The following is a 23,382-nucleotide window of genomic DNA, read 5'->3' on the forward strand; positions in this document are numbered from 1 at the left end:
ATTGGATAAACTCTATTTAATATAAGGAAAAATTTTTTATAATCTAAATTGTCTGAAGATATGAAATCTAAGCCTATAGTAAAGACCTTACTACGGATTTTGCTTGTTTTAGTGGCACTTGTGTTATTCACATTTGCCGGTTTAATAGTTTATTTCAAATTCTTTTATTCATCAGAAACGACGGCAGAAAGTTATTATGTCGAAAATTTGCCATTGAAAAGTGACAGTTTTTCAGACGATTTTCATGAAATTACGGAGATTGTAAAAGACAATTACTCCCTTTGCAAATCCAAGCATCTAAACATTGATTCATTATGCGATTCATACTCCGCACGCATAGGGCATATTTCTACATCAAAAGAATACGGTGAGCTTTTGCAAGAGTTTTTCGCATCGTTGAAAGTTGGACACTCTTTTGTGTACTTGAAAAAGTATAGCGCAGGAATGATTCCAGTGCTTATAAATGATTCTGTTTTCATTAATAAACCCAACAAATTAATGACGGAAGCAGGATTAATGGATAAGGATCGGGTTATTGCCGTAGAGGGCGAACCTGTTGCAGAGTGGATGAACAGGAATGAAAAATATGTGTCAGCATCCACATCTCATAATCGACGGTTATTCACTTCTGTGGATATTTTCAACAGTCTATCGGACACTGTGCGTAATATTACTGTCTGTCGTGGAATTGACACCATAAAAGTTGAATTACCATTGCTGCCAAATGACAAGCTGCCGTCCAATGCCATAGTTGAAACCAGTAGCAAGCGTTTAAATGATAGCATTGGGTATATTGCAATTAATACAATGATGGACGGCGTTCTTGAAAGTTTTATTTCAGACTTTAATAAAGTGCGCAACCTCCCCAATCTTATAATAGATGTACGTAATAACGAAGGAGGCAATAGCGGTAACGGACGCGAATTATGCCGTTATTTCATACATCATGACCAACCCCACTGTATTGACAATAAGATAATGTCGCCAATGGATAATGCTTATCAAGGAAAGGTAATTCTGCTTACAAGTCCTATGACTTTTTCTGCTGCCGAAAGTTTTGTCATCGACATGAAAGAAAGTGGTGATGTCATATTGGTTGGAGAACCGACAGCCGGAGATACAGGAAACCATCCTCAGACCTTCAGAACTTCAAACGGCATAAGTTTCCGTATCCCTACTGCAGCCCCGTCAGTTTCTCCCAAAGGATTTCCATTGGAGGGGATTGGTATTGTACCGGATTACAATATAACCCAAACTGTTTCTGATTATTTCAACGATAAAGACACCCAGCTTGAATTTGCAATAGATTATTTAAATAGATGAAGTTATAAATTTTCCAATCATACAGACCCTCTGCAACATCGCCAACCTCCCGGAGTGTATGGCGATGTTGTATTTTATCAAAGTGCTGTCGGTGTTCCGCTTTGATCACCGAAACAGGATTATATCTCCCTCACAGATATGGCGACAGCCAAAGAGGGGGATAACCGCTCTGCTGATATAATCAAGAACTGGTTACGAAATCGCTACACTATTGAATTTCTCGGAACCTGGGAGATTATTCATAACCCGGATTTCAAAGTGGTCGAATTTGACCACTTTAGAATGAGCGCAGGTTTGCCGTCGTTTATGTTGAGCGCATCGGAATGGATAGAGCGCACAAATGCAGTCGGCATAATCGTGAAGAAAGGCCGTTATGGAGGCAGCCCACAAAGATATAGCTTACCATTTCGGTCAAGGATTTATTTTGTCAGCAGTATGTATTGACTTGGAGTGGAGGTACATAAGCGAAGAGTAGAATCGTTGTCAAAACTCAATCGCCGCACGTTGAAGAGAACCTTATAAACTGCAGCCTCAACAACCATATCGTCGCACCACATGCTTGTCTTCAGTCCGTTGTTCCAACTAATTGAATCACCATCAACCGTGTAATCGCCAATGATTTCATTGCATCCGGTTTCAACTTTATAACCGTATTGCGAGAATCTGATGAAATATATCGTATCGGGGTTTATCACATTTGTCCCATCGGAAATCTCGGCAAAATGCCATTTCCCGGGAAGTGCAGCGCCGTAATCAATATCCTCAACCTCGGCCACATTTTCAGGGGTGGCATAATAGAGCATATTGCATTTTTCATCATCGGGGTCATCATGCTTTTTTGATGAGCATGAGCTGACAAGCATAATGCCGATGATGCCGACGACATAGAGCATCAGCATGCGACATCCACTGTCAACTTGCGAAAAGAGCGTTTTCTTAATTGCGCGTGACATAATTTATTACATTCTTCACTGTTACGATACAAATATATAACAAAATTCCCACATAATCAGCTTGGTCGGAGTGAATCGCCATCACGTGCGACATTTGCTATTATGTTTAGCCGAATATTTCGTATATTTGTATTTCATAACCTTTAATTCATCACGACAATGAAGAAAATCATTCATTACATCAACCGAATAGCATGCACACTGTCGGGAATTGCATTGGCGACACAGCTCAACACTGCTAATGGAGCCAACCCTTATCTGCCGCTGTGGGAGTACATCCCCGACGGGGAACCTTACGTATTTGAGGATCCCGACAATCCCGGAAAATACCGCGTCTACGTGTACGGCTCCCATGACTCACTGATAAAGGAGTACTGCGGCCGCGAGCAGGTAGTGTGGTCGGCACCGATTGACAATCTCAACGAATGGCGATATGACGGCATCATATTCGAGTCGAAAACCGATGCCAACGGGACCCCGCTCAATGCCGAGGGAATAGGCGACATCCTTTACGCCCCCGACATAGCCGAAGTAGTCGACAAGGAGGGCAACAAGACCTACTATTTCTATCCCAACAACCAGAGCGAAGGTCGCAAGGGCATGATAGCCAAGGCATCGCGCCCCGACGGCCCGTTTATAGTGTGCAACTGGAGCAAGGAGTCGCCCAAGCTGACCGACGGCGATCTGCGGTTTGACCCGGCTGTGCTTGTCGACGACGACGGCAAGGTCTACGGCTACTGGGGCTTCGAGGAGTCGCTCGGCGCCGAATTTGACCCCGTAACCATGGCTACGGTCAAGAAGGGCACCAAGCCGGTCAAGGACATGATTTCACACTACAAGCAGGATGGCGTGTTCCGATTCTTCGAGGCATCGTCGATACGCAAGATCAAGGACAAATACGTATTCATCTACAGCCGCTGGTCAGATGACGGCGAGTGGGGCCTTCCCGGCACCAACTACACGCTTGCCTATGCCTACAGCGACAATCCGCTCGGCCCGTTCACCTACGGAGGCACGATAATCGACGGCCGAGGACGCGACACCGACCTTCAGGGCAATCCCATAGCCACGGCTACGCCCGGCGGCAACACCCACGGCAGCATCGCCGAGATAAACGGACAATGGTATGTGTTCTACCACCGCCAGAACGGCACCACCGAATATGCCCGCCAGGCAATGGTTGAGCCTATCGAGGTGAAGGTCACCGAAGGTCCCGGCGGCAAAGTGGAGATAAGCGAGGCCGAATACACCTCACAGGGCTTTGAAACCTCGGGACTCGACCCCTACCGCCGTTATTCGGCCGGAATAGCCTGCTACTACACAGGCCCGCGCAAGGCCTCCCAGGCATGGCCCAACTTCACCTTCTCGGGCTCATACGTGCAGCCCACCTACGGCGATGAGAAGAAATTTGAAACGCCCTACGACCTGCGCGTCAACAGCAATCCGGTGGTCAACAACACCGACGGCTCGACCGTAGGCTACAAATACTACAACTTCGACCTGCTCGACACTACAAAGGATAATGAGCTGGTGCTCAACATCAAGCCTCTCGGAACCGAAGGCCGAATCGACATCATGGTCGACAGCCCGTGGAGCGAGCGTGGAGGACGCAAGATAGGAAGCCTCACTCTAAGCCCCAACGCCAAGCAGGAGCGCACCGACATGGCCGTGAAGCTGTCGGGCCTAAAGGGCATGAAAGGAAAGCACGCCATATACCTGCTGTTTACCTCGCCCACAAAGGACAAGTCGATGTGTGAGCTGCACGAGCTTACATTCAGGAAAGCAAAATAACTCCCATTCAGAAAAATGTCAAAGACACAGCTCAAGAAATTTCTGAACACGCTTAATCACGATCAAATAACCGAGATGGTCCTTGAACTCTATGCCGCACGCAAGGAGGCCAAGGACTATCTTGACTATTTCATGAATCCCGATGAGGAGAAAATGCAGGAGAAGTATCGCGCAATCATAACCAAGGAGTTTCTCCCCGGTTCCGGCAGGGTGAAGGGGCGCACATCGCGATGCCGCAAAGCCATCAAGGAGTTTGCCACACTGCATCCCCACCCCTCACGCATAGCCGACCTCATGCTCACCACTGTCGAAAGCATCATGGTCTACGCCCGCCGCGTGCGATGGGTCAAGGAGTCGCAGGAGAATGCCGCCGCAAACACCTTGCGCGAGGCTCTCGATACAATATGGAGCAACGACATGATGCCTCAATTTGAGCGCCGCCTGTCCATGATAAAGGAGAAGAGCAGCGGGCTCCGACACAGCTTGCGGAGCCGCATCGACGACACATTCAACGATTGGCACGATACAATAAAATGAGTCCTCAAAACGGAGCCAAAGTGCTGAAAGTGTTTCATTTGTTAATATATTAAGTTAAAATGATTATATTAGCATAAAATTGCTAAAGCGTTTACGTTTTTTAAACACTTTTAGGGCATAAATCTCTCAAAAACGGCTTCCACAAACGGTTTTCAATTGTTATAGTCAATGAAACAGTGATATTACCCGCTTTTTCACATCCCTCGTCCTCTTTATCGGGTAGTGATACCGGGCAATGAGGTTCTCATAAATAAATAGTTGAAACGTGAGAGGTGGTGTTGGCTGAAACCCGGCCAACCCCACCTTTCTTTTTCAGAAGTCGAAGAATAGAGTCGAAGTTGCAGAACTACGATGGTTTAACAAAGTTTTCATGCCGATAAATCATTTACTTTTTGTAATTTTGCACGACGATAACCGACTTCTACAACAATTTATAAACAAAACATATAAATCATGGCAAAGAAAGCATTACTAATGATCCTCGACGGATGGGGCATCGGCAATCACACCAAAGGCGATGTCATCTATTCGACTCCGACTCCCTACTGGGACTATCTCGTAAACACATATCCCCACTCACAGCTTCAGGCCAGCGGAGAGAACGTAGGTCTACCCGACGGCCAGATGGGTAACTCGGAAGTGGGTCACCTCAACATCGGCGCCGGCCGCGTGGTATATCAGGACCTTGTAAAAATCAACAAGGCCTGCAAGGACGGTTCAATCCTCAAGAACCCCGAAATCGTAAACGCATTCAGCTATGCCCGCGACAACGGCAAGGCCATCCACTTCATGGGCCTTACCTCCAACGGCGGCGTACACTCATCGCTCGACCACCTCTTCGCGCTGTGTGACATAGCCAAGCACTACGGACTTGAGAAGGTTTACATCCACTGCTTCATGGACGGCCGCGACACCGACCCCCGCAGCGGAAAGGGCTTCATAGCCGAACTTGAAGAGCACTGCGCAAAATCGGCCGGCAAGGTAGCATCGATAATCGGCCGCTACTACGCAATGGACCGCGACAAGCGCTGGGAACGCGTCAAGATAGCCTACGACCTGCTCGTGCACGGCGAAGGCAAGAAGGCCACCGACATGGTTGAAGCCATGCAGGAGTCCTACAACGAGGACATCACCGACGAATTCATCAAACCCATCGTCAACGCCAATGTCGACGGCACCATCAAGGAGGGCGACGCAGTGATATTCTTCAACTACCGCAACGACCGCGCAAAGGAAATAACCACAGTGCTCACTCAGCACGACATGCCTGAAGCCGGAATGACCACCATCCCCAACCTTCAGTACTACTGCATGACCCCCTACGACGCATCGTTCACAGGCGTACACATCCTCTTTGACAAAGAGAACGTAACCAACACGCTCGGCGAATATCTGTCGTCGCTCGACAAGAAGCAGCTCCACATAGCCGAAACCGAGAAGTATGCCCACGTGACATTCTTCTTCAACGGAGGCCGCGAAGCCCCCTATGAAGGCGAGGAGCGCATACTCGTGGCATCGCCCAAGGTTGCAACCTACGACCTCAAGCCCGAAATGAGCGCCTACGAAGTAAAGGACAAGCTCGTCGATGCAATAAAGAGTCAGGAGTATGACTTCATCGTGGTTAACTACGCCAACGGCGACATGGTGGGTCACACCGGAATCTACGAAGCAATCGAAAAGGCAGTCAAGGCTGTTGACGAGTGCGTAAAGGACACCGTAGAGGCCGCCAAGGAGGCCGATTACGAAGTAATCATAATCGCCGACCACGGCAACGCCGACCACGCAATCAACCCCGATGGAACTCCCAACACGGCTCACTCGCTGAATCCCGTGCCCTGCATCTACGTGACATCACGCAAGGATGCCAAGGTCGAGAACGGAATCCTCGCCGATGTGGCACCCACAATCCTAAAGATCATGGGACTCCCCCAGCCCGCCGACATGACCGGCCACGCCCTCATCGACTAAACAGGACGCAACCTGAACTATCGACTCACACCGCCGCTCCCACCCGGGAAGCGGCGGTGTCGCTTTTTAATGAATAATAGATGATTCGAGGGTGAGGAGGCGGTGCTTGACGGGGATGGTTCCGCCGTAGCCTGTGAGCCTGCCATTGGAACCGATTACGCGGTGGCAAGGCACAATAATGGATATAGGATTGGCTCCGTTGGCATTGGCAACGGCCCTTACTGCGCCGGGACATCCAAGCATGGATGCGATCCGGAGATAGGGCACAGTCGTGCCGTAAGGTATTTCAAGAAGCTTAAGCCACACTCGTTGTTGAAAATCGGTACCTATAAGGCGTAACGGAAGCGAAAATAGCTGCCTGCGGCCGCTGAAGTATTCATCGAGCTGGCCTACAGCCCGGTCGATCACCTGAGAGGAGGAGTCGACAACTCTACCGCGACACGAGATTGCGATGCGACGCATTATACGCTCATGACGCGCAACCGGCCCTGTCCAGTCACACAAGCACAGGCTGTCGCCTGTCGAGCCGAGCAGAAGTTCTCCGCAAGGCGACGGATAACGCTGAACGCAGATGATTGACTCACTACAATTCATGAGCGTGAAATTAGGAGGGAATGCTTTTGCCGACAAAGCTCTTGTCGGCCCACTTCATGCTCCACCAACGGCGTATGAATATGATGCCTCGGGTAATTTCGTCGGAAGCAATCATGAGCCAGAGGGCATATATGCCGAGTCCGAAGTATATACCCAGCATGTAGCCTCCAAACACCTGCAGCGACCACATTGCCACGAGTCCCACGTAGAAGGGATAGTTTACATCGCCGGTGGCGCGCAGTGCGTTGGTGGCGAAAATGTTGACCGGACGGCCTATCTCGACAAGCACATCGAGCCAAAGAAGCGTGGCTCCGATGGATATTATAGTGGGATTGTCGGTGAGCAACGACAGAATCCAGCGTCCCGAAACGGCAATGGCAAGCGACAGCGAAACGGTGATTATCAATGCCCAGCGCAAAACGTATTTGCCCACAATGAATGCACCTCGCAGCTTAGCCTTTCCAACAAGATGGCCTATGGTTATGGCTCCGCCCTGGGAGATGGCAATGCAGAACAGGTAACCGAACATGACAATGTTGACGACATAGGTGCGTGCGGCAAGCACCTCAAGGCCAAGCATGTTGATGAAGAAGGTCATTATTATCTGGGCGGAACTGTAGCTGAACTGTTCGCCGGCCGAGGGCAATCCTATTTTAAGCAGATTGGACAATTCGCGCGTGGGGAAACGGTGGAATATCTCCCACGGGAAGCGCGTCAACACCGTGTGAAACAGGATTACATTAAGAATTACCATTGCAATGGCACGGCTGGCTGCGGTGGATATTGCAGCACCCTCGACACCAAGTGCAGGAGCTCCGAAACGACCGAATATCAGCACATAATTGCCGAAGATGTTCAACAGGTTGACAAGCCCTACGACAAGCATCGGGTAAATGGCACGATTGGATGCCCTGAGAGCGGCCGATGCCGTAAGCGACAATGCCTGAAAGAACGCAAAAGCACCCACAATGCGCATGTAACCCACGCCTTCGCTAAGCAGGACATCGTCGAGTCCCATCAACCGCAATATGGCTGATGCCTTGAAGTAAAGAATTGAGCTGATGAGAAGTCCTATGGCAAGATTGACGAGCAACGACACTCCCACGACCTTGCTCACCCTGTCGTTAAGCCTTGCGCCGAGATACTGGCTCACAAGAACCGATGTGCCGAGGTTGATGACCTCAAACACAAGGAAGCAAAGCATGACAATCTGATTGACTACACCCACCGCCGCTACCGATTCATCGCTGTGACGCGACAACATGACGGTGTCGACCGCGCCGAGCGTCATGATGAGTAGAGTTTCGATGAATATAGGCACAGTCAACGACACAAGCTGACGCTTCAACGAGCTCGAAGGCTGTCGGCCCTTGGAACTTAAAATCGAAAGTGGGTTCATGCGATAATGCCGTATTTATTTTTACGCTGCAAAATTACACAAAATCCTGCACATAAACGGTTGGCCATATATGATTAATATTGTAACTTTGTGACAATGACATTACTTCCCCAACAATTATGAAAGAGCTTAAATGCCCCAATTGCAACCATGTGTTCAAGGTCGACGAAGAACAGTTTGCCTCAATAGCCGGCCAGGTGCGTAACATAGCATTTGACGAGGAGATTCAGCGCCGAATGTCGGAACTGAAGACCCAATTGTCGCTTGAGATGAATCTGCGGGCCAAAGAAGCCGAGCAGAATCATCGCAAAGAGCTGAACGACAAAATTCTGCAACTTGAGCAACGCGATGCGGCCATAGCACTGCTCAACGAGAAGATAACCACCGCGACAAATGCCAAGGCGATGGAGATGTCGGAGGCGGTAGCGAAACGCGATGCCGAGATAGCACGCCTCAAGGAGCAAATAGGCAGCATGGCGCGTATCGGGGAAATGGAATTGTCGTCGCGTCTGGCCGAGAAGGACAAGGCCATAGAGGAGCTGAAGTCGACAATAGCACGCAGCGACTCGATGCTGCAGGTGGCCGTGCTTGAGGAGCGACAGAAAGCGGCCTCGGCAATCCAGGCCAAGGAATCGGAAATAGCCGATCTGAAAAACCGGTCGATGGCCGAACGCAGCGAGGCCGCCATGCGCGAAAATTCACTGAAGGAGCAGCATGCGCTACAGCTCAAGCAGAAACAAGAGTTAATTGACTACTACAAGGAGATGAAAGCCCGCCTGTCGACAAAGATGATAGGCGAATCGCTTGAGGTGCATTGCAGCAACGAGTTCAACCGCGTGAGGGCATCGATGTATCCCTACGCCTATTTCGACAAGGACAACGACGCCAGCGAAGGCACAAAGGGCGACTTCATATTCCGCGACTACACCGACGACGGCATGGAATATGTGTCGATAATGTTTGAAATGAAAAACGAGGGCGACACGACCGCCACAAAGCATAAAAACGAGGACTTCTTTGCAAAACTCGACAAAGACCGCACGACAAAGGGGTGTGAGTATGCCGTACTCGTATCACTGCTTGAAGCCGACAGCGAGCTATACAACGAGGGAATTGTGGATGTGTCCTATCGCTACCGGAAAATGTTTGTGGTGCGTCCCCAATTTTTCATGCCGTTGATATCATTGCTCACCCAAGCGTCGAAAAAGAGTATCGAATATAAGCGCGAACTCAACATTGCACGGCAGCAGTCGGTCGATGTCACCCGATTTGAGGAGCAGCTTGAAGCGTTCCGCACCGGATTTGGGCGCAACTACAGGCTCGCCAGCGAGAAGTTTAAGGCGGCAATCGACGAAATCGACAAGTCGATCCTCCACCTCAATAAGATAAAAGAGGCACTAATCGGCTCGGAAAACAACCTGCGACTCGCCAACGACAAGGCCGAAGGATTGACGATAAAGAAGCTGACCTACGGCAATCCCACGATGAAAGCAAAGTTTGATGAGGCCCGCAACGCCAAGAAGTAGACATGGCAAGGGCAATCTTCACGGCTGAAAAATAACGGGTTACGAATCGAGGTTAAAATAAATCAAAAATAGTGCCTAAAAAATTTGGCAGATACGGCAAAACCGCGTAACTTTGCAATCGCAAAAGCGAAACAAACCTTGCCTTGTGGTGTAATGGTAGCACGTCGGATTCTGGTTCCGCCTGTGAGGGTTCGAATCCTTCCAAGGCAACAAAGTAAAATTGCAGTTAGCTGATTATCAGTTGACTGCAATTTTCTTTTGCCAAATTCGCACAACATTTGCACAACAGAATCTGAAAATTCCTCTCAAAATTCATCGTCGTTCACCCCTATTCAACGACAAAAATTGATTTCATAATTTTTAACGCCATATAATTTACGAAACAGTGAACAAAGAGAGGCGGAAGTCAGTTGTAGATGTTGTGGTAACATTTCTCACGACCATAGCGGAGCGGAGGCTCTGCCGGGACGGTTGTGTCAGCGTAAGCCACATTAAGCTCACAAAGGGCATTTTTAACATTTGACCTCGGATTCGGGGTCGAAATACTATTGCATAGCCCTAAAAGTGTACCTAACTTTGCAGCCGGAAAAGATGCGAAGGCATCGGGCGTGCGGGATATGACCCGACATTACGCCGTAATTCCGACCGCCGTTATTGGCATACCATTCTCGTTGCACCCCGATAACACACCAGTTATACATACACCGATGAAGCGACGAGATAGGAAATCCACACATGCGGATTATGCAAATTTGGAGATACGAAGAAATTTTTGTATCTTTATGTAACGATTGGAGGCAACGCACCTCAGTCAAAGCACGTTCAACATTATTTACCGGGCTTGGAACGATGCTCTTTGACGATGCTGCGCCCGAAAGAGTTGCATGAACAACTTACATCTCAGGCCGGATGAAAGGCATCCGGGAACACTATGAAAATGTAGCCGTAGGTGGCGGCCGGAACCGCCAGCCCTCAACTATCGACCTAAGGAAGCGATGCTCAACGGGCTTAAATTCCTCAGTAAGCGGCAACTGAGACACATGACATACCTGTTCTCTGTGCGCGTCGCATGCACAGTAGGAAGACTGTTATCAACCGAGACACGCCGGATTTTTTGGATTTCTTTGCTTTGGCAAAGCGCTAAAGCGATTAAGTGGCGGCGTTGGTTCAAGGTCTGATTACAGCCGGACTCAAAGTATCTGACGCAGAAATTAGAAAGGATAGTACAGGGAAAAGGGTATAAACTACCGAAAACCAACGAAGAAAGTGTGCGCTATGCCCATAGCGGGCAGCACACACGGCGCATATCCCCCTGCAGGGCGGATAGCCCCTGCTGTCGGCCTATATCATAGGCGTCAGCGGACAGGGACAACTGCGCCCATGCCGGACATGACTGTTCGGCAGAAACGACCGTCGGCTCCAGCGAGAAAGAAGCCGACGGCCACTCCTATGTCCTTTTCGGGACCGTCATCGTGCCTCTTTATCCGTCGCCGGAGGTGTGATGATGCCAGACAGTCAGGCGATAAAATCTTCAAATTCATTCCCCCCAGATGAAACTGAACCTTTTTGATCTTCTTCAGGCGTCGATGTCCGACCCTGACTCTCCCAATATTCTCCTCACCGTCCACCTCTCCGACCTCCATCAGCTTGTGGTGGACACAATCGAAGCCACACGCGAGCGAATCCTCCCGTTGTATATGGATGCCGAGAAAGAGCGTCCCCTCACAAGGAAGGAAGTCGCCGAGCAGCTCGGCGTGTGCGAGACCACTGTCTTCAATATGGCACGTGCCGGCAAACTGCGCTCGTTCAAGGTGAACGGCAGTACCCGTTACAGCCAGCGTGATGTCAACGCAATCATTAATGCCAAAGCCACGAAACAATGAGCAAACCTCGTTCACTTGACAAATCTACTAAAGAGGACGTGTCATTTATTGACCGCCAGCCTGACCAACTGACCAATCAGTCGGTAGGGCAAGCGGAGCCGGAGGTGCCGACAGGGTCTGACTGCGTGATTGCACAGCAATCCTCAACGCAGAATATCAACGCGTTGCCCGTTGATGTCCTGCCTCCGAGATTGCAGGAAATCATAAACGAGGCTAATATCTGCCTCGGATTTCCGAAAGACTATCTCGCAGGGGCGATGCTGACGGCTATGGCCGCAGTCATCGGCAACACCCACACCGCCGAGATAATGCCCGGCTGGAAAGAGTATGCCATTCTTTTCACGGCCCTTGTCGGAAGCCCCGGCACCAACAAGAGCCATCCGCTGAGTTTCGCCATGCAGCCGCTCATCGACTTCGATGCTGAACAGGCCGCGATATTCAACGAGGCGATGAAACGTTACGAGGCGGCGATGGAACTCCCTCCAAAAGATAGAGCCGCCAAGGGCTATGACACAAATCCTATCGAGCCAAAGCGAGTCCGCTTCACCATGCAGGATGTGACCCCGGAGGCCGTGCATCGCATCCTTTCGGAAAACCGCCGTGGCCTCGTGCTCGTTTCCGATGAGCTTGCCGGGTGGTTCAAGAACTTCAACCGCTACAACAACGGCTCGGAGTCCGAGTTCTGGATGTCGGTGTTCAACCACAAGGCGGCCATGTCCGACCGCAAGAGCAGTCAGAGCGGCGTGTTCATCCGCAATCCTTTTCTCTGCGTCATCGGCACGATCCAGCCAAAGGTGCTGACCGAGCTTGCCGCCGGAAACCGCAACGCCAACGGCTTCATGGAGCGCATACTCTATGTGTTCCCCTCCGTGCAGTCGAAAGTCAGATGGAACCGCGAGAGGAAATCGCCGTCATTCGACATAGCAGCCGCATGGCGTGAAATCCTGTCGAGACTTATCGGCATTGTCCCTGCCGTAGATTCCTGCGGAGAGATAATCCCGGAGGATGTGCCTTTCTCGCCGGAAGCCCTCGACCGCCTTTTCTCATGGCAGAACGAAGTGACCGACCGATGCAACGCCGAGGGAAGCGACACCCTTACCTCCATTGCGAGCAAGCTCGAAATATACGCAGTCAGGTTTTCTCTTTTGCTGGCACTCGCAGACCGGGCTTGTGGCGATGAGAAAAAATTGATAGACGCCGACATCGTGGAGCGCGCCATACGCCTGACAGAGTATTTCCGCGTGACCGCCGCAAAGGTGCAGGGCATCGTAAGCGAGGACGCTTTGACGGAGTTGCAGCTTGCCGTACTATCGGAACTGCCCGGCACGTTCACTACCGCCGAGGGTGTGGCAATCGCCGCGAAATGTGGCATGTCGGAGCGCAGTTTCAAGCGGTTCATCAAAGACCGCAAAGGCGTTCTGTTCGTCCATTCCGCCCACGGAAACTACACTAAATTATAAACATTCCCCCTTGGCATTATTGTCACTTTGGCATTTCCTACGGAGATGCCGACGCACCCAGTCTGTGCCAAAATGACGAAAATGCCAAGGGGTAAATTCCCAAACAGAAGTCCCGTGAAACATTGTCTTTCGACCAATCTCGGCTGCGCTCGGCATAACTCAAGATTAAAATCTTGGCTTTGCTCTCGCTGGCACGAGATGTCTTTTTTCATCAAAGGAACCATTGCAGTCAGTGCAGTGGTTACAGCGGTGCACCACTGCTATGGCAGTGCAGTACCATCCGTGCAGTGGCGGCACGGAAATTACGCCATCCGGAAATTCCTTAGCTTATTAGGGAATTTTTGCTACGCCATTATTGGCGGCGCCTCGGCAATTGGAATAAATTCCATTGCTCTCGGCTTGCTCAATAAGTCGAGCCGCATGGTCTGCCACCACGCTAAAAATGTCCCTACTGAGCCAATGGGGTCACCCCCTTTGGAATCCCCGCGCCAACGAGGGCAGAGCCGGGCTTGCCCGGACTATGCCAAGTGCAGCCGGGGAAAGACCGTAGGTCAAACCCCTATACGGCTTTACGAGAAGCCGTACACTCCGATTGTTCCACAAGCAAAAGCCCCTTGCCTATGAGTTACGCCGTACTCCACATCATGAAGGCAAGCGGCTCGTGCAATGCCATCGCCCGACACATCGAGCGAACCACGCAGCCCGACAACGCCCACCCCGAACTGCGCCATCTCAACCGAGATGATTTCATCAAATATCCCGATGGCGTTGACGGTCTGGGCGAGGCGATACAGCACCGCCTCGACAATGCCGGACTGACGCGCAAGATCGGCAAGAACCAGGTTCTCGCCCTCAATGTGCTGATGACATCCGACGGCGATGCGTTGCGCCGCCTTGCTGACGAAGGTTGTCTTGACGAGTGGGCACAGGCGAGTGTCGGCTGGGCAAAACAGACTTTTGGCGAGGACAACGTTGTCGCCGCCCATCTTCACATGGACGAGCAGACACCGCACCTCCATGTCACGGTCGTTCCGATAGTCACCGCCGAGAGAAAGAAGAAAGCGAGCGAGGCGAAAGCCAAGAAACGCTACCGCACCAAATCCAAGGACGGCCCCCGGCTTAGCGCCAACGACATCATGACCCGCGAGAACCTTATCAGGTTTCAGGACACCTACGCCGAAGCGATGGAACGCTTCGGGCTGGAACGCGGCATCCGTGGCTCCGAGGCCCGCCACGTTGACCAGCACGAATACTATCGCCAATGCCAAATCAAAAAGAAAGATTTGGAGCAGGACGTGGCCGGACTCTCCGCCGAGAAAAAGCAGCTCGATACCGAAAACCGGTCTTTGGAGAAACGTAAGGCTGAACTTGAACGTGGCAACCGCTGGATTGAAAAAACTTTTGCCGACACTAAAGCCGCCAACGCGGAGATGTCTCGGCAGAACAGCGAGCTTGAAAAGCGCAAGACAGAACTTGTCAAAGAAAATTCTTCTCTCGCCGCCACCAATACGACTTTATCCGATGAGAAAAGACAGTTGGAGGCTGAGAAAAAGAAAGTCGCTGACGAGATTGCCGACATTGAGGCTGACAAGTCCAAACTAATTGATGAACGTTCTGCCTATGCCAAGGAGACAGATGCAGCGAGAAAAGAGAAAGAGACTGCCTTACAGGAAGCGGCGGACGCGAAAGCGCAACGCGATTCCAACCGCAGGGATGCCCTCAGCAATCTCGCCAACCGGTTCACAGGCAGCAATGGAAAACCCAGGCGCGGATGACCCCTGCGGCCAGGTTGATTTGACCCCTGAAGCCAAAATCGGGCTGCCCCCTTTGCCCAAAATAAAAATGACCCCTGTTGACATAGAGCCACCAGGGGATTTTATATGTATCTTTGGTTTCCGTTTTGGCCGACGGGGGATAAAACCAAAGAAACATGAATACAAAGTTAAAAAACATTCTCCTGTGTCACGCATCGGGAATGGGAATAAAAAGCATCAGCAGTGCTTTTGACATCTCGAGGAACACGGTGCGGCGCTATGTGAGAATGTATCAGGACAGCGGTATCCCCGCTGAGAAGCTGCCGTCGCTGAGCGATGCGCGGCTACAGGAACTGTTCTCCATACCCGGGGCGAGAGAACGCAAACCGTCAGATCGTCAGATCAGGCTCGAAGCCCTGTTGCCGGAATATGCGGCAAGGCTCTCCCGGAAAGGCATGACAGTCAAGAAGCTGTACGAAGAGTATCATGCGAGCCATCCCGACGGATACCTTCATGCATCCTTCGGAATGAAGCTCAGGCAGTTCATGCTCCAGACCAACGCCATTGGCCATGTCGAACACCGTGCCGGAGACCGGATGTATGTCGATTTCGCCGGAGACAGACTTGAGATAGTCGACGAGGCGACTGCCGAAGTGCGAAAGGTCGAGGTGTTCGTCGCCATACTTCCGTGCAGCCACTACACATATTGCGAGGCAGTGTGGTCGCAGAAAAAGGAGGATCTGATAAAGGCATGCGAGAACGCCATCCGTTTCTACGGGGGTGCCCCGTGCGCCATTGTGCCGGACAACCTGAAGTCGGCGGTCACGCGCAGCGACCGCAACGAGCCTGTAATCAATCCGGACTTCGAAGCCTTTGCCGAGCATTACGGATGCGCCGTGGTCCCGGCCCGGGTGCGGCACCCCAGGGACAAGGCACTGGTGGAAAACGCAGTCAAACTGATGTACCGGTCTGTGTATGTCGATCTCGAGGGAGTGTTGTTCCATGACCTAGAGTCGCTCAACGTGGCAATCCTCAAATCTCTGGAAAAGTTCAATGCGCGCAACCTGACCCGGCGCAGGGAATCCCGCCGTCAGCTGTTCGATTCTGTCGAGAGAGACAGTCTGAGGCCTTTGCCCCCGGACCGCTATCAGATGAGACAGCGGACGGTTGCCACGGTCCAGCGCAACAGTTACGTCACGCTGAACAAGCACCACTACAGCGTGCCGGTACAGTATGTGGGCAAACGCGTGGAGATGGTATACGACGCCGATACGATCGACATCTTCCACGGTTTTACCCATGTGACCACGCATCATCGCAACGATACCCCGTATGAATACACGACCAAGCCGTCCCACAATCTGCCGGGACGCAAGGGGAGCTGCGAGAGTGACTTGCAGGAGCTCCTTTCCCGCGCGGCCGTGATCGACAACATTGTTGTTCACTACCTGCGTGCGGTCATCGAGGACAAGCGTTATCCGGAACTTGCATTCAGAGCGTGCCGTGGCATCATGAACCTGGAGAAAAAGTACGGGCAGGAACGCCTTGTATCCGGGTGCGCCGCGGCCATGGACGCACGCCGCTACAGCATCAGCGACATGGTGGACATCCTCGAGTCCGGGGCGGACGCGGATTATCTGCCGGGAGCCGAGACTGATGACCGGGAACCTCATAGACCGGCCCACCGTAACATACGAGGCAAAGAATACTTTGCCGCCAGCATAAGACAATCAACTCAAAACGACAACGTAAAAAATGGAAACCAACCATAAAACCTCCCCTGTAACTCCGGAGAAAGACCGCAACTCCGTCTCTCTGGATCTCATGCACCGTATGCGCCTTCACGGAATGGCCGCCGCGTTCTCCGAAAGCCTTCAGGCAACCTTCGCCGAGACAATGACACCTGACAGCTTCCTCAACTGGCTGCTCTCCAGGGAATGGGACTACCGGGTGGCCCGAAACATCGAACGCCTTGTAAAAGGCGCGAACTTCAGATACAACGATGCGTCGGTGGCACAGATCGACTACACGCTGCCGCGTGGTCTGGACCGCAACCAGATGGAACGTCTTGCCTCGCTGGATTTTGTCCGCAAGGGTGACAACCTGTTCATTACCGGCTGTGCCGGCACGGGCAAAAGCTACCTGGCTACAGCTCTGGGATACGAGGCCTGCAAGGCCGGCATGCGTGTCCTGTACGCAAACGCCTCCAAACTGATGGGTGCTCTGAAAATCGCCAAAAACAAAGGGACAATAGAGTCGGAACTGAAGAAACTCGAAAAAACGCAGCTCCTAATCCTCGACGACCTCTTTCTGGTTCCCCTCGACGCTAAGGAGCGCGCACACCTGACGGAAATCATCGAAGACCGGCACGGACGCAAGTCTATCATCGTCACATCACAACTCCCCGAACTGGACTGGTACGACGCCATCGGCGACACCACAGTGGCGGATGCCATCCTCGACCGCATCGTCCACACCGCACACCGTATCACGCTCACCGGCGAAAGCGTCCGTAAGCTCAAAGCCTTCAAAGGCAGATAAGCCAAAATAAAACTGACCCCGTCGGCCAAACTCTTCAGGGGTCAGAAACAAATTGTTTTCAGGGGTCAGATCAACTTTGGCCGCAGGGGTCATCCGCGCCTGGGTTTTCCAGAGGGGTATTCACATTCCATAAACATCTCCCACATGGCACTTCCGCCGATGGCGAACAGCTCCGACTGCCAGAAATTGAAACCATTGGAGCGTCCGGCATTGAAAAATATAGAGCCGTTGTAGGGATGGTCAAACATATTGGTGTGCAAATGGTCATCGTCCCATTCAAAACCATGCCTGAAATTCTCTTTGATGGTATTCCATGAAATATAGGCATAATGTCCTTTCAGCACATAGCGGTCGAAGGCCCAAAGGCCTATATTGAAGCCCACGGTCTCTGCGCCTGCCCTCCAGAACGCCTTATGTTCGTGCATACGCACATCGGCGCTGTCAGGTAATACCGGAGTCGAGACTATATGCCGATACGGTGCATATTTCTCTACGGATACCGGTTTGTTGTCTTCAGAACATGTGTAGATGTCATTTGAACATTGACTATCCGATGTTATCGGCATTTGCGAATAAGCAACAACTGTCGATAACATAAACATAATTATTGAGGATATGAACTTATTTATATTTTGCATTATAGTAATCGATTATAGATGTTCATACCATTGCAAAACAAGTTATGCCGAGCTTATCCTCGATATTGGCAACGCTCTTGAAACTGAGGTTTTCGGTACCTGACAGCAACTTGCTGACATATTGTGGGCTTACGCCGAGACGGGCGGCGAGGTCAGCTCTTTTAAGACCGTTGTCCTGCATATAGCCAATAAGAGTTACGGCAAGCTGACGCGACCAGCGGAGCCAACCTGCATTTTCCTTTCGCCATGCGGCTTCTTCTGCAAACCGCGAGGGGGTATCACTCTGATGTTCCTCCAAAAATTTAATTGCCTTGCTTGCCATAATATTATTCGTTAGTAAGTTCAACAAAACTGTCCTGATCGAAAACGCCGTTGGCTTTAAGGAACGCTTTGCAGCGGTTGAGCTTTTGCAATTCAAGCGTTGTATGTTCACGTTCCTGCATCGTCCGTGTAAGTTTGATAGCTCCACCGGTGACGATATAAACGTTCGGTTCAAGCCTTATGGCGTAGATGCGAAGCCAGCTCGCATGACGTTCACGGTTCCAGTTGCGGGCTTTCTCACGACTTAACTCACGGGCACGGGTGTCTGTGATGTCAAGCGGTTTGAATAGCTCGTCAAGATGTTCCGTATAGGGAACTTCAAGAACAAGTTCCTGTAACGCCTCGGCGTCTTCAAACGTATCATTGACGGCTTCATCGAGTCGTTCAATATGGAAGTAGCTTTTTAGGTCATCCATGTTTTCCATAAAGAAGTCAAGAAGATACTCGCCATTGGTCCAGTTTCGGAACAGGATGGTGAGTTCATCCGCTTCCTTATCCTGAGCTTTGACAGCCCAGAGATGGTCGAATCCGTCGATTATCCGTACAAACTTCATATTATATAAACATTCATCCGAGTGCAAAGTTACAGAGTTTTTCTGAAAACCGCAACTTATAGGTTGATTTTTCTATATCACTAAATATCCGGCGCCTCTTCCGGCAATACATTCAGTTGTTTGTCAACCCGGTATTGAGGTTGATTGAAGGCGGCACAGAGGAGCACGAAGAGGTCATGAAGTTCAAGCATTGAATAGTGTTCAACGGCACTACTACCTACCTCATGGAGTCCGGTGGCATACATATTTACCTGCGCTTTGTTGGCGATGTCTATGTGAGTCTTACGGCACAGTTTGCTACTGCCGACTGAGTGTAGTGGCACTCGGTTCATTGTGCCTGCCGCCTCATCATACTGATTAACCAATCGATCAATCTTACAATACTCAAGGAGCTTCTTAATCTTGGCGTTGTATCCGCTTTTGCCAGAGGCATATTTGAGAACACCAAATTTGAAACCGGAGCGTTTGACGATTTCCAACGCAAACATCATCAACGGAGTTTTCTTCTCTCGTCGGTCATTCTGCGTCTTCATTGTTTTCTTGGGGAGATATTGAACGTAGGGAATGCCGTCATCGGTAACAGCCACGTTCGACATCGATAACTTCATGAAATCTCCGATACGACAACCGAGAGCGCACTGAAGAAGAAAAGCATCTTTGGTTTCCTTCAGGCTGTCGGGTACATCCGCTACCATTATCTGCTGAACTTCCTCATAGCGGAGGAAGAAAGGATCATCATATTGTTCTCTCAGAGCCTCGTTCCTTCGTTTCTTGGTGAGACGCCTAAAGGGAGATTTTAGAATCTCGTCATTTTCCTCCAGCTCATTGAAGAAAGCCTGCAAAGCCCGGAGTTTCGCCGATGCCGTGTTGATACTCGCTTGCTTGGTCGGTATGGAGATCTTTTGCAGGCTTCCATATATCGCCTTATGTTTATCGACATATTTGTATTCGTTGATAACGAACTCTCGGAATGCCAGTATATCTTCCGGAGTGAATTGGTCCGGCGTATAATGAGATTTCTTGAAAATGATAAGGTAACGTGAGAGTTTATCCCATACAATCTTGTAAATCTTGGCTCTGCCCTCACTGACGGTGCCGTATGTTTCCAGACCGTCAATGTAGCGGTCGAAACGTGCCAACAGTGTTTCGATTTCCTCTGTTTTGACTATATTGTATTTCTCCGGATTGAGAAGCATGTCTATTCTTGCCTCAAAGTCGGTGGCGTCGAATTCAGGACATTCCTCTTTCAGTTGCTTATAGGCTTCGTGCATCGCATCAATCTCGCGTGTAATAGCGAGACGCAATTCTTCGTTATAGAGGCTGACACGAGGTTTTAGTGTGCCATCCATATCAAACTTCTTCAGGTCCGCGAGGTCTGCCTCAATACTGCTCTTGTGAAAGAGCTGGACTTCTCGACCCTCCGTAAGCCGGAAGCGAAGTCTTATTTTACCGCTCGTCTTGGTCGTGCGGAGGTAGAGAGTTATTCTTTCCATAGGTGGTTGTGCATTTCAAAATATCGTTGTGCAAGTATAACGTTTTTGCACAACCAAAAGTGCGTTGAATTAAATTCCTATGGATTTATTAACATTCAAAATAGTTGTAATGGTCTGATTTTCATTGACAATCATATTCAAATTCGTTTACAGCCGTATATAATTCTGAATCCTTCCAAGGCAACAAAAAAAGAGCCAAATCATTATGATTTAGCTCTTTTTTTCGCCTCATCGCCAAATGTTAAAAATTGTATATTTAGTGACGCATGGGGACTAATGGGGCGCATAGTAACAAACCTGTGTTTAGGCGTATATTTTGCAAAGCCTGAAGAAGAAAAATATGCCGCCAGGCATTACATGTTCTTAACCGCGGGTAAGCGAAGTGCCACCAGTGGATAGGCAGCGCACCCCATCCCTCAACCCGCAAGGGTTGCATATCACAGACACGTAAAATGAGTATTGGAGGCCATGCTTCCGCGCAGCGCAGGGCGCACCCCATCCAACCGCAAATCCCCGCGTTAGCGCAAAAGCTGCAGCGCAGCTTAATAACGTTAGGCCCGCGCAAGGCCGCCGTTAGGCGTCCGCAACACGGGTATAGGGTATATGAATATATAAGAAAAGGGCTACGTAGTTGCCCAATAAAACGCTCCACCCGCTAACGATAGCATTCTATTGGGCAGCTAACGCAGCCCTCTGCTAAAGCGGGAATTTGATGGTGAAGAGCGAAGGATGCAACCCATCAATCATCCATACTCATATATAACACACCTTGCGTTATGCAACCCGCAAAGGCGACAACACCATATATGCACTCAATCCACCAAATTAAATATCAAAAAAATTCAAAGCAGTATCAAAAAATGCGACATGTTATCAATACCTTTGCAAGCAGTAAAAACATTAAGCCCCTATGACTAAATTGCTGATTGACAACACACAATATACCACCAACCTGAATCCTAATCGGCACAACGACAGCTTTACCTTCGTCACCGGGTAAAGCTGTCACGCTTTTTTCGGAGCCGACACCTCATCGGCCATTAATAATCAACTATTTTTATTAAATTCGCATCATGGCTGTAGAATTCATTTCCGACATCGATCATTACAACAAAGTAATTGCAAAGGCGGCTTCAGTGAAGAGGTCGTTATGGATAGGCACCGCCGACATCAAGGACCTTCATGTAAAGTCGGGCAACTCCACCGAACCCTTCCTCGGACTATTGTCCAAACTTCTGCAACAAGGCGTTGAGATTAGACTTATACACGCCAAGGAACCCGGTCAGGCCTTCAGGGAGGACTTCGACCGATACCCCATCCTCAGCAAGGGACTTGAGCGGATGCTGTGCCCGCGCGTGCATTTCAAGATTCTGATTTTTGACTTCACCACCGCCTACATCGGGTCGGCCAATCTCACAGGAGCCGGAATAGGGCTGAAGAGCAGCAACCGACGCAACTTCGAGGCCGGAATCCTCACCGACGACCCCGCCCTGATCGATGCCGCCATGGAGCAGTTTGACAGCGTTTGGCGAGGCAGTCACTGCACCCGCTGCGGCCGCCGCCAATACTGCATCGACCCAATAAAATAACGCCCGACCAACTCAAATATCAATCAACATCGTGATGGTTGTGGGGCGTGTCGCAGCAGCCGCAGCTGTCGGTGGCGGGTTCGGAGGCTGTTTCGAGCTCGATTGTGGCGTGCGATATGCCCAGGTGGTCGAGCCGATGCTTTATCTCGCACTTAACCGACTCCATGTCGCTGTAATCGCGCACCCTCACGTGCACGGTTAGGGCGTTTTGAGTCGTACTCAGCGCCCACACGTGCAGATGATGAAACTCAATCACGCCGGGTGTATCGACTATGGCTTTCTCAATCTTCGACATGTCGATGTCACGCGGCACTCCGTCAAGAGCCAGCCGCAGACTGTCGCGAAGCAGGTCAAATGTAGAGTAGACTATGACTGCGGCAATCACGAGTCCCACGATAGGGTCGATCAGGTAGAATCCCGTATAATGTATCACGATACCCGAAATCACTACGCCTATCGACACAAGCGCGTCAGCCGCCATGTGCAGATACGCGCCCTTCACATTCAGGTCACGATTCTTCACATCGATAAACAGCCATGCCGTGAATCCGTTTATCAGCACACCCACGCCGGCCACCCAGGCCACAGCGTCGCCGTCGACAGCCACAGGATGCAATATCTTGGAAACACTCTCACCTATTATGACTCCCACCGCCACGAGCAGAATCAACGCGTTGAGCAGCGAAACGAGCACCGTCGACTTGCGGTAGCCGTAGGTGTAGCGCTCGGTCGCGGGACGGGTCGACAACTTGAACGCAAGCATGGCAAGCACGAGCGACGTGCAGTCGCCAAGATTATGCCCGGCATCCGACAACAGTCCCAACGAGTTATATATGAAACCGAACACGGCCTCGCACACTACATATAGGGCATTGATGACGATGCCTATGATGAACGCCCTGTTAAGCGAAGTCACTTCATGATGGTGGTGATGATGGTGATGTTCCATAATAATTTTTATTAATATAACACTGCAAATATAACACAAATATAACAATCGATGCAATATTGTCCTAAACGTTTTGGGCAAAAATAAAAATAGGAAGTAGTTACTAAGG

At 50.4% G+C, this 23,382-nt stretch carries 21 protein-coding genes, 1 tRNA gene and 1 pseudogene; 14 read left to right on the forward strand and 9 right to left on the reverse strand.

Going from position 1 to position 23,382, the window contains the following annotated elements; translation table 11 throughout:
* Positions 1–60 precede the first annotated feature (60 nt).
* Positions 61–1,323 carry a S41 family peptidase gene (locus E5354_RS12455; RefSeq protein ID WP_135947668.1) on the forward strand — a complete coding sequence of 421 codons (1,263 nt, stop codon included), beginning with the start codon at positions 61–63 and terminating at the stop codon, positions 1,321–1,323.
* A 117-nt stretch (positions 1,324–1,440) separates the two neighbouring features.
* Positions 1,441–1,735 (forward strand): annotated as a pseudogene (locus E5354_RS12460) (KilA-N domain-containing protein); the annotation flags it as partial.
* Positions 1,736–1,742: 7 nt separating this feature from the next.
* Here E5354_RS12460 and E5354_RS12465 read toward each other — a convergent pair.
* On the reverse strand, positions 1,743–2,276 hold the full coding sequence (locus E5354_RS12465; RefSeq protein ID WP_135947669.1) for an META domain-containing protein: 534 nt from the start codon (positions 2,274–2,276) through the stop codon (positions 1,743–1,745).
* Between the two features lie 159 nt (positions 2,277–2,435).
* Between E5354_RS12465 and E5354_RS12470 the strand changes: the two genes are divergently transcribed.
* The 3 genes from E5354_RS12470 to gpmI all read left to right on the forward strand — a co-directional run bounded on the left by E5354_RS12470 (position 2,436) and on the right by gpmI (position 6,572).
* The gene (locus E5354_RS12470; RefSeq protein WP_135947670.1) at positions 2,436–4,067 is read left to right on the forward strand and encodes a family 43 glycosylhydrolase; all 1,632 of its coding nucleotides are present in this window, start codon (positions 2,436–2,438) and stop codon (positions 4,065–4,067) included.
* 15 nt (positions 4,068–4,082) lie between these two features.
* A complete protein-coding gene (locus E5354_RS12475) occupies positions 4,083–4,604 on the forward strand; it encodes a DUF6155 family protein (RefSeq protein ID WP_135947671.1) in 522 nt (173 codons plus the stop codon).
* Between the two features lie 453 nt (positions 4,605–5,057).
* Positions 5,058–6,572, forward strand: coding sequence for a 2,3-bisphosphoglycerate-independent phosphoglycerate mutase (gpmI, locus tag E5354_RS12480; RefSeq protein ID WP_135947672.1), 1,515 nt, complete (start codon positions 5,058–5,060; stop codon positions 6,570–6,572).
* Between the two features lie 66 nt (positions 6,573–6,638).
* Here gpmI and E5354_RS12485 read toward each other — a convergent pair whose 3' ends face one another.
* Positions 6,639–7,166, reverse strand: a complete 528-nt coding sequence (locus E5354_RS12485; protein ID WP_135947673.1) for a methylated-DNA--[protein]-cysteine S-methyltransferase — start codon at positions 7,164–7,166, stop codon at positions 6,639–6,641.
* 10 nt (positions 7,167–7,176) lie between these two features.
* A complete protein-coding gene (locus E5354_RS12490; protein WP_135947674.1) occupies positions 7,177–8,565 on the reverse strand; it encodes an MATE family efflux transporter in 1,389 nt (462 codons plus the stop codon).
* A gap of 119 nt (positions 8,566–8,684) precedes the next feature.
* Here E5354_RS12490 and E5354_RS12495 point away from each other — a divergent pair, with 119 nt between their 5' ends.
* On the forward strand, positions 8,685–10,091 hold the full coding sequence (locus tag E5354_RS12495) for a DUF2130 domain-containing protein (protein ID WP_135947675.1): 1,407 nt from the start codon (positions 8,685–8,687) through the stop codon (positions 10,089–10,091).
* A 139-nt stretch (positions 10,092–10,230) separates the two neighbouring features.
* Positions 10,231–10,301: transfer RNA gene (locus E5354_RS12500), tRNA-Gln, on the forward strand.
* Between the two features lie 1,145 nt (positions 10,302–11,446).
* Here the strand turns inward: E5354_RS12500 and E5354_RS12505 are convergent.
* A complete protein-coding gene (locus E5354_RS12505) occupies positions 11,447–11,632 on the reverse strand; it encodes a hypothetical protein (RefSeq protein ID WP_124029885.1) in 186 nt (61 codons plus the stop codon).
* 9 nt (positions 11,633–11,641) lie between these two features.
* On the opposite strand from E5354_RS12505, the gene E5354_RS12510 reads away from it, so the two are divergent.
* From E5354_RS12510 to istB, 5 genes are all read left to right on the forward strand, one after another.
* The gene (locus E5354_RS12510) at positions 11,642–11,974 is read left to right on the forward strand and encodes a helix-turn-helix domain-containing protein (protein WP_123477925.1); all 333 of its coding nucleotides are present in this window, start codon (positions 11,642–11,644) and stop codon (positions 11,972–11,974) included.
* Positions 11,971–13,434 carry a YfjI family protein gene (locus E5354_RS12515; RefSeq protein ID WP_135947676.1) on the forward strand — a complete coding sequence of 488 codons (1,464 nt, stop codon included), beginning with the start codon at positions 11,971–11,973 and terminating at the stop codon, positions 13,432–13,434. The genes E5354_RS12510 and E5354_RS12515 overlap by 4 nt, the downstream gene beginning before the upstream one ends.
* A gap of 620 nt (positions 13,435–14,054) precedes the next feature.
* Positions 14,055–15,209: a MobV family relaxase gene (gene mobV, locus E5354_RS12520; protein WP_135947677.1), complete on the forward strand. Its 1,155-nt coding sequence runs from the start codon at positions 14,055–14,057 to the stop codon at positions 15,207–15,209.
* A 155-nt stretch (positions 15,210–15,364) separates the two neighbouring features.
* Positions 15,365–16,960 (forward strand): IS21 family transposase, encoded by a 1,596-nt coding sequence (gene istA / locus E5354_RS12525; protein ID WP_135947678.1) that lies wholly within the window; start codon positions 15,365–15,367, stop codon positions 16,958–16,960.
* Positions 16,944–17,729 (forward strand): IS21-like element helper ATPase IstB, encoded by a 786-nt coding sequence (gene istB, locus E5354_RS12530; protein ID WP_135947679.1) that lies wholly within the window; start codon positions 16,944–16,946, stop codon positions 17,727–17,729. The genes istA and istB overlap by 17 nt, the downstream gene beginning before the upstream one ends.
* Positions 17,730–17,818: 89 nt before the next feature.
* On the opposite strand, the gene E5354_RS12535 is transcribed toward istB, so the two are convergent.
* From E5354_RS12535 to E5354_RS12550, 4 genes are all read right to left on the reverse strand, one after another.
* Positions 17,819–18,154: a DUF3943 domain-containing protein gene (locus E5354_RS12535; RefSeq protein WP_135947680.1), complete on the reverse strand. Its 336-nt coding sequence runs from the start codon at positions 18,152–18,154 to the stop codon at positions 17,819–17,821.
* A 235-nt stretch (positions 18,155–18,389) separates the two neighbouring features.
* Positions 18,390–18,689 carry a helix-turn-helix domain-containing protein gene (locus E5354_RS12540; protein ID WP_123477935.1) on the reverse strand — a complete coding sequence of 100 codons (300 nt, stop codon included), beginning with the start codon at positions 18,687–18,689 and terminating at the stop codon, positions 18,390–18,392.
* Positions 18,690–18,693: 4 nt separating this feature from the next.
* Positions 18,694–19,242 (reverse strand): hypothetical protein, encoded by a 549-nt coding sequence (locus tag E5354_RS12545; RefSeq protein WP_123477937.1) that lies wholly within the window; start codon positions 19,240–19,242, stop codon positions 18,694–18,696.
* Positions 19,243–19,322: 80 nt separating this feature from the next.
* A complete protein-coding gene (locus E5354_RS12550; RefSeq protein ID WP_246863815.1) occupies positions 19,323–20,591 on the reverse strand; it encodes a hypothetical protein in 1,269 nt (422 codons plus the stop codon).
* 45 nt (positions 20,592–20,636) lie between these two features.
* On the opposite strand from E5354_RS12550, the gene E5354_RS14260 reads away from it, so the two are divergent.
* Both E5354_RS14260 and E5354_RS12555 read left to right on the forward strand, forming a co-directional pair.
* On the forward strand, positions 20,637–21,134 hold the full coding sequence (locus E5354_RS14260) for a hypothetical protein (RefSeq protein WP_168353903.1): 498 nt from the start codon (positions 20,637–20,639) through the stop codon (positions 21,132–21,134).
* A 674-nt stretch (positions 21,135–21,808) separates the two neighbouring features.
* Positions 21,809–22,324, forward strand: a complete 516-nt coding sequence (locus tag E5354_RS12555; protein WP_135947681.1) for a phospholipase D-like domain-containing protein — start codon at positions 21,809–21,811, stop codon at positions 22,322–22,324.
* Positions 22,325–22,343: 19 nt separating this feature from the next.
* On the opposite strand, the gene E5354_RS12560 is transcribed toward E5354_RS12555, so the two are convergent.
* Positions 22,344–23,273: a cation diffusion facilitator family transporter gene (locus E5354_RS12560; RefSeq protein WP_135947682.1), complete on the reverse strand. Its 930-nt coding sequence runs from the start codon at positions 23,271–23,273 to the stop codon at positions 22,344–22,346.
* Positions 23,274–23,382: the final 109 nt, after the last annotated feature.

The organism is Muribaculum sp. NM65_B17, assembly GCF_004793735.1.
In the GTDB taxonomy this organism is placed as follows: domain Bacteria; phylum Bacteroidota; class Bacteroidia; order Bacteroidales; family Muribaculaceae; genus Muribaculum; species Muribaculum gordoncarteri.

Excerpts from the sequence above, each read along its gene's own strand:
- E5354_RS12560 (WP_135947682.1), bottom strand. The coding sequence starts at position 23,273 with ATGGAACATCACCATCATCACCACCATCATGAAGTGACTTCGCTTAAC.
- E5354_RS12535 (WP_135947680.1), bottom strand. The coding sequence starts at position 18,154 with ATGCACGAACATAAGGCGTTCTGGAGGGCAGGCGCAGAGACCGTGGGC.
- gpmI (WP_135947672.1), top strand. The coding sequence starts at position 5,058 with ATGGCAAAGAAAGCATTACTAATGATCCTCGACGGATGGGGCATCGGC.
- E5354_RS12495 (WP_135947675.1), top strand. The coding sequence starts at position 8,685 with ATGAAAGAGCTTAAATGCCCCAATTGCAACCATGTGTTCAAGGTCGAC.
- istA (WP_135947678.1), top strand. The coding sequence starts at position 15,365 with ATGAATACAAAGTTAAAAAACATTCTCCTGTGTCACGCATCGGGAATG.
- E5354_RS12515 (WP_135947676.1), top strand. The coding sequence starts at position 11,971 with ATGAGCAAACCTCGTTCACTTGACAAATCTACTAAAGAGGACGTGTCA.
- E5354_RS12545 (WP_123477937.1), bottom strand. The coding sequence starts at position 19,242 with ATGAAGTTTGTACGGATAATCGACGGATTCGACCATCTCTGGGCTGTC.
- E5354_RS12470 (WP_135947670.1), top strand. The coding sequence starts at position 2,436 with ATGAAGAAAATCATTCATTACATCAACCGAATAGCATGCACACTGTCG.
- E5354_RS12490 (WP_135947674.1), bottom strand. The coding sequence starts at position 8,565 with ATGAACCCACTTTCGATTTTAAGTTCCAAGGGCCGACAGCCTTCGAGC.
- E5354_RS12550 (WP_246863815.1), bottom strand. The coding sequence starts at position 20,591 with ATGGATGGCACACTAAAACCTCGTGTCAGCCTCTATAACGAAGAATTG.
- E5354_RS12510 (WP_123477925.1), top strand. The coding sequence starts at position 11,642 with ATGAAACTGAACCTTTTTGATCTTCTTCAGGCGTCGATGTCCGACCCT.
- mobV (WP_135947677.1), top strand. The coding sequence starts at position 14,055 with ATGAGTTACGCCGTACTCCACATCATGAAGGCAAGCGGCTCGTGCAAT.
- E5354_RS12475 (WP_135947671.1), top strand. The coding sequence starts at position 4,083 with ATGTCAAAGACACAGCTCAAGAAATTTCTGAACACGCTTAATCACGAT.
- E5354_RS12540 (WP_123477935.1), bottom strand. The coding sequence starts at position 18,689 with ATGGCAAGCAAGGCAATTAAATTTTTGGAGGAACATCAGAGTGATACC.
- E5354_RS12465 (WP_135947669.1), bottom strand. The coding sequence starts at position 2,276 with ATGTCACGCGCAATTAAGAAAACGCTCTTTTCGCAAGTTGACAGTGGA.
- E5354_RS12555 (WP_135947681.1), top strand. The coding sequence starts at position 21,809 with ATGGCTGTAGAATTCATTTCCGACATCGATCATTACAACAAAGTAATT.
- E5354_RS12505 (WP_124029885.1), bottom strand. The coding sequence starts at position 11,632 with ATGAATTTGAAGATTTTATCGCCTGACTGTCTGGCATCATCACACCTC.
- istB (WP_135947679.1), top strand. The coding sequence starts at position 16,944 with ATGGAAACCAACCATAAAACCTCCCCTGTAACTCCGGAGAAAGACCGC.
- E5354_RS12485 (WP_135947673.1), bottom strand. The coding sequence starts at position 7,166 with ATGAATTGTAGTGAGTCAATCATCTGCGTTCAGCGTTATCCGTCGCCT.
- E5354_RS12455 (WP_135947668.1), top strand. The coding sequence starts at position 61 with ATGAAATCTAAGCCTATAGTAAAGACCTTACTACGGATTTTGCTTGTT.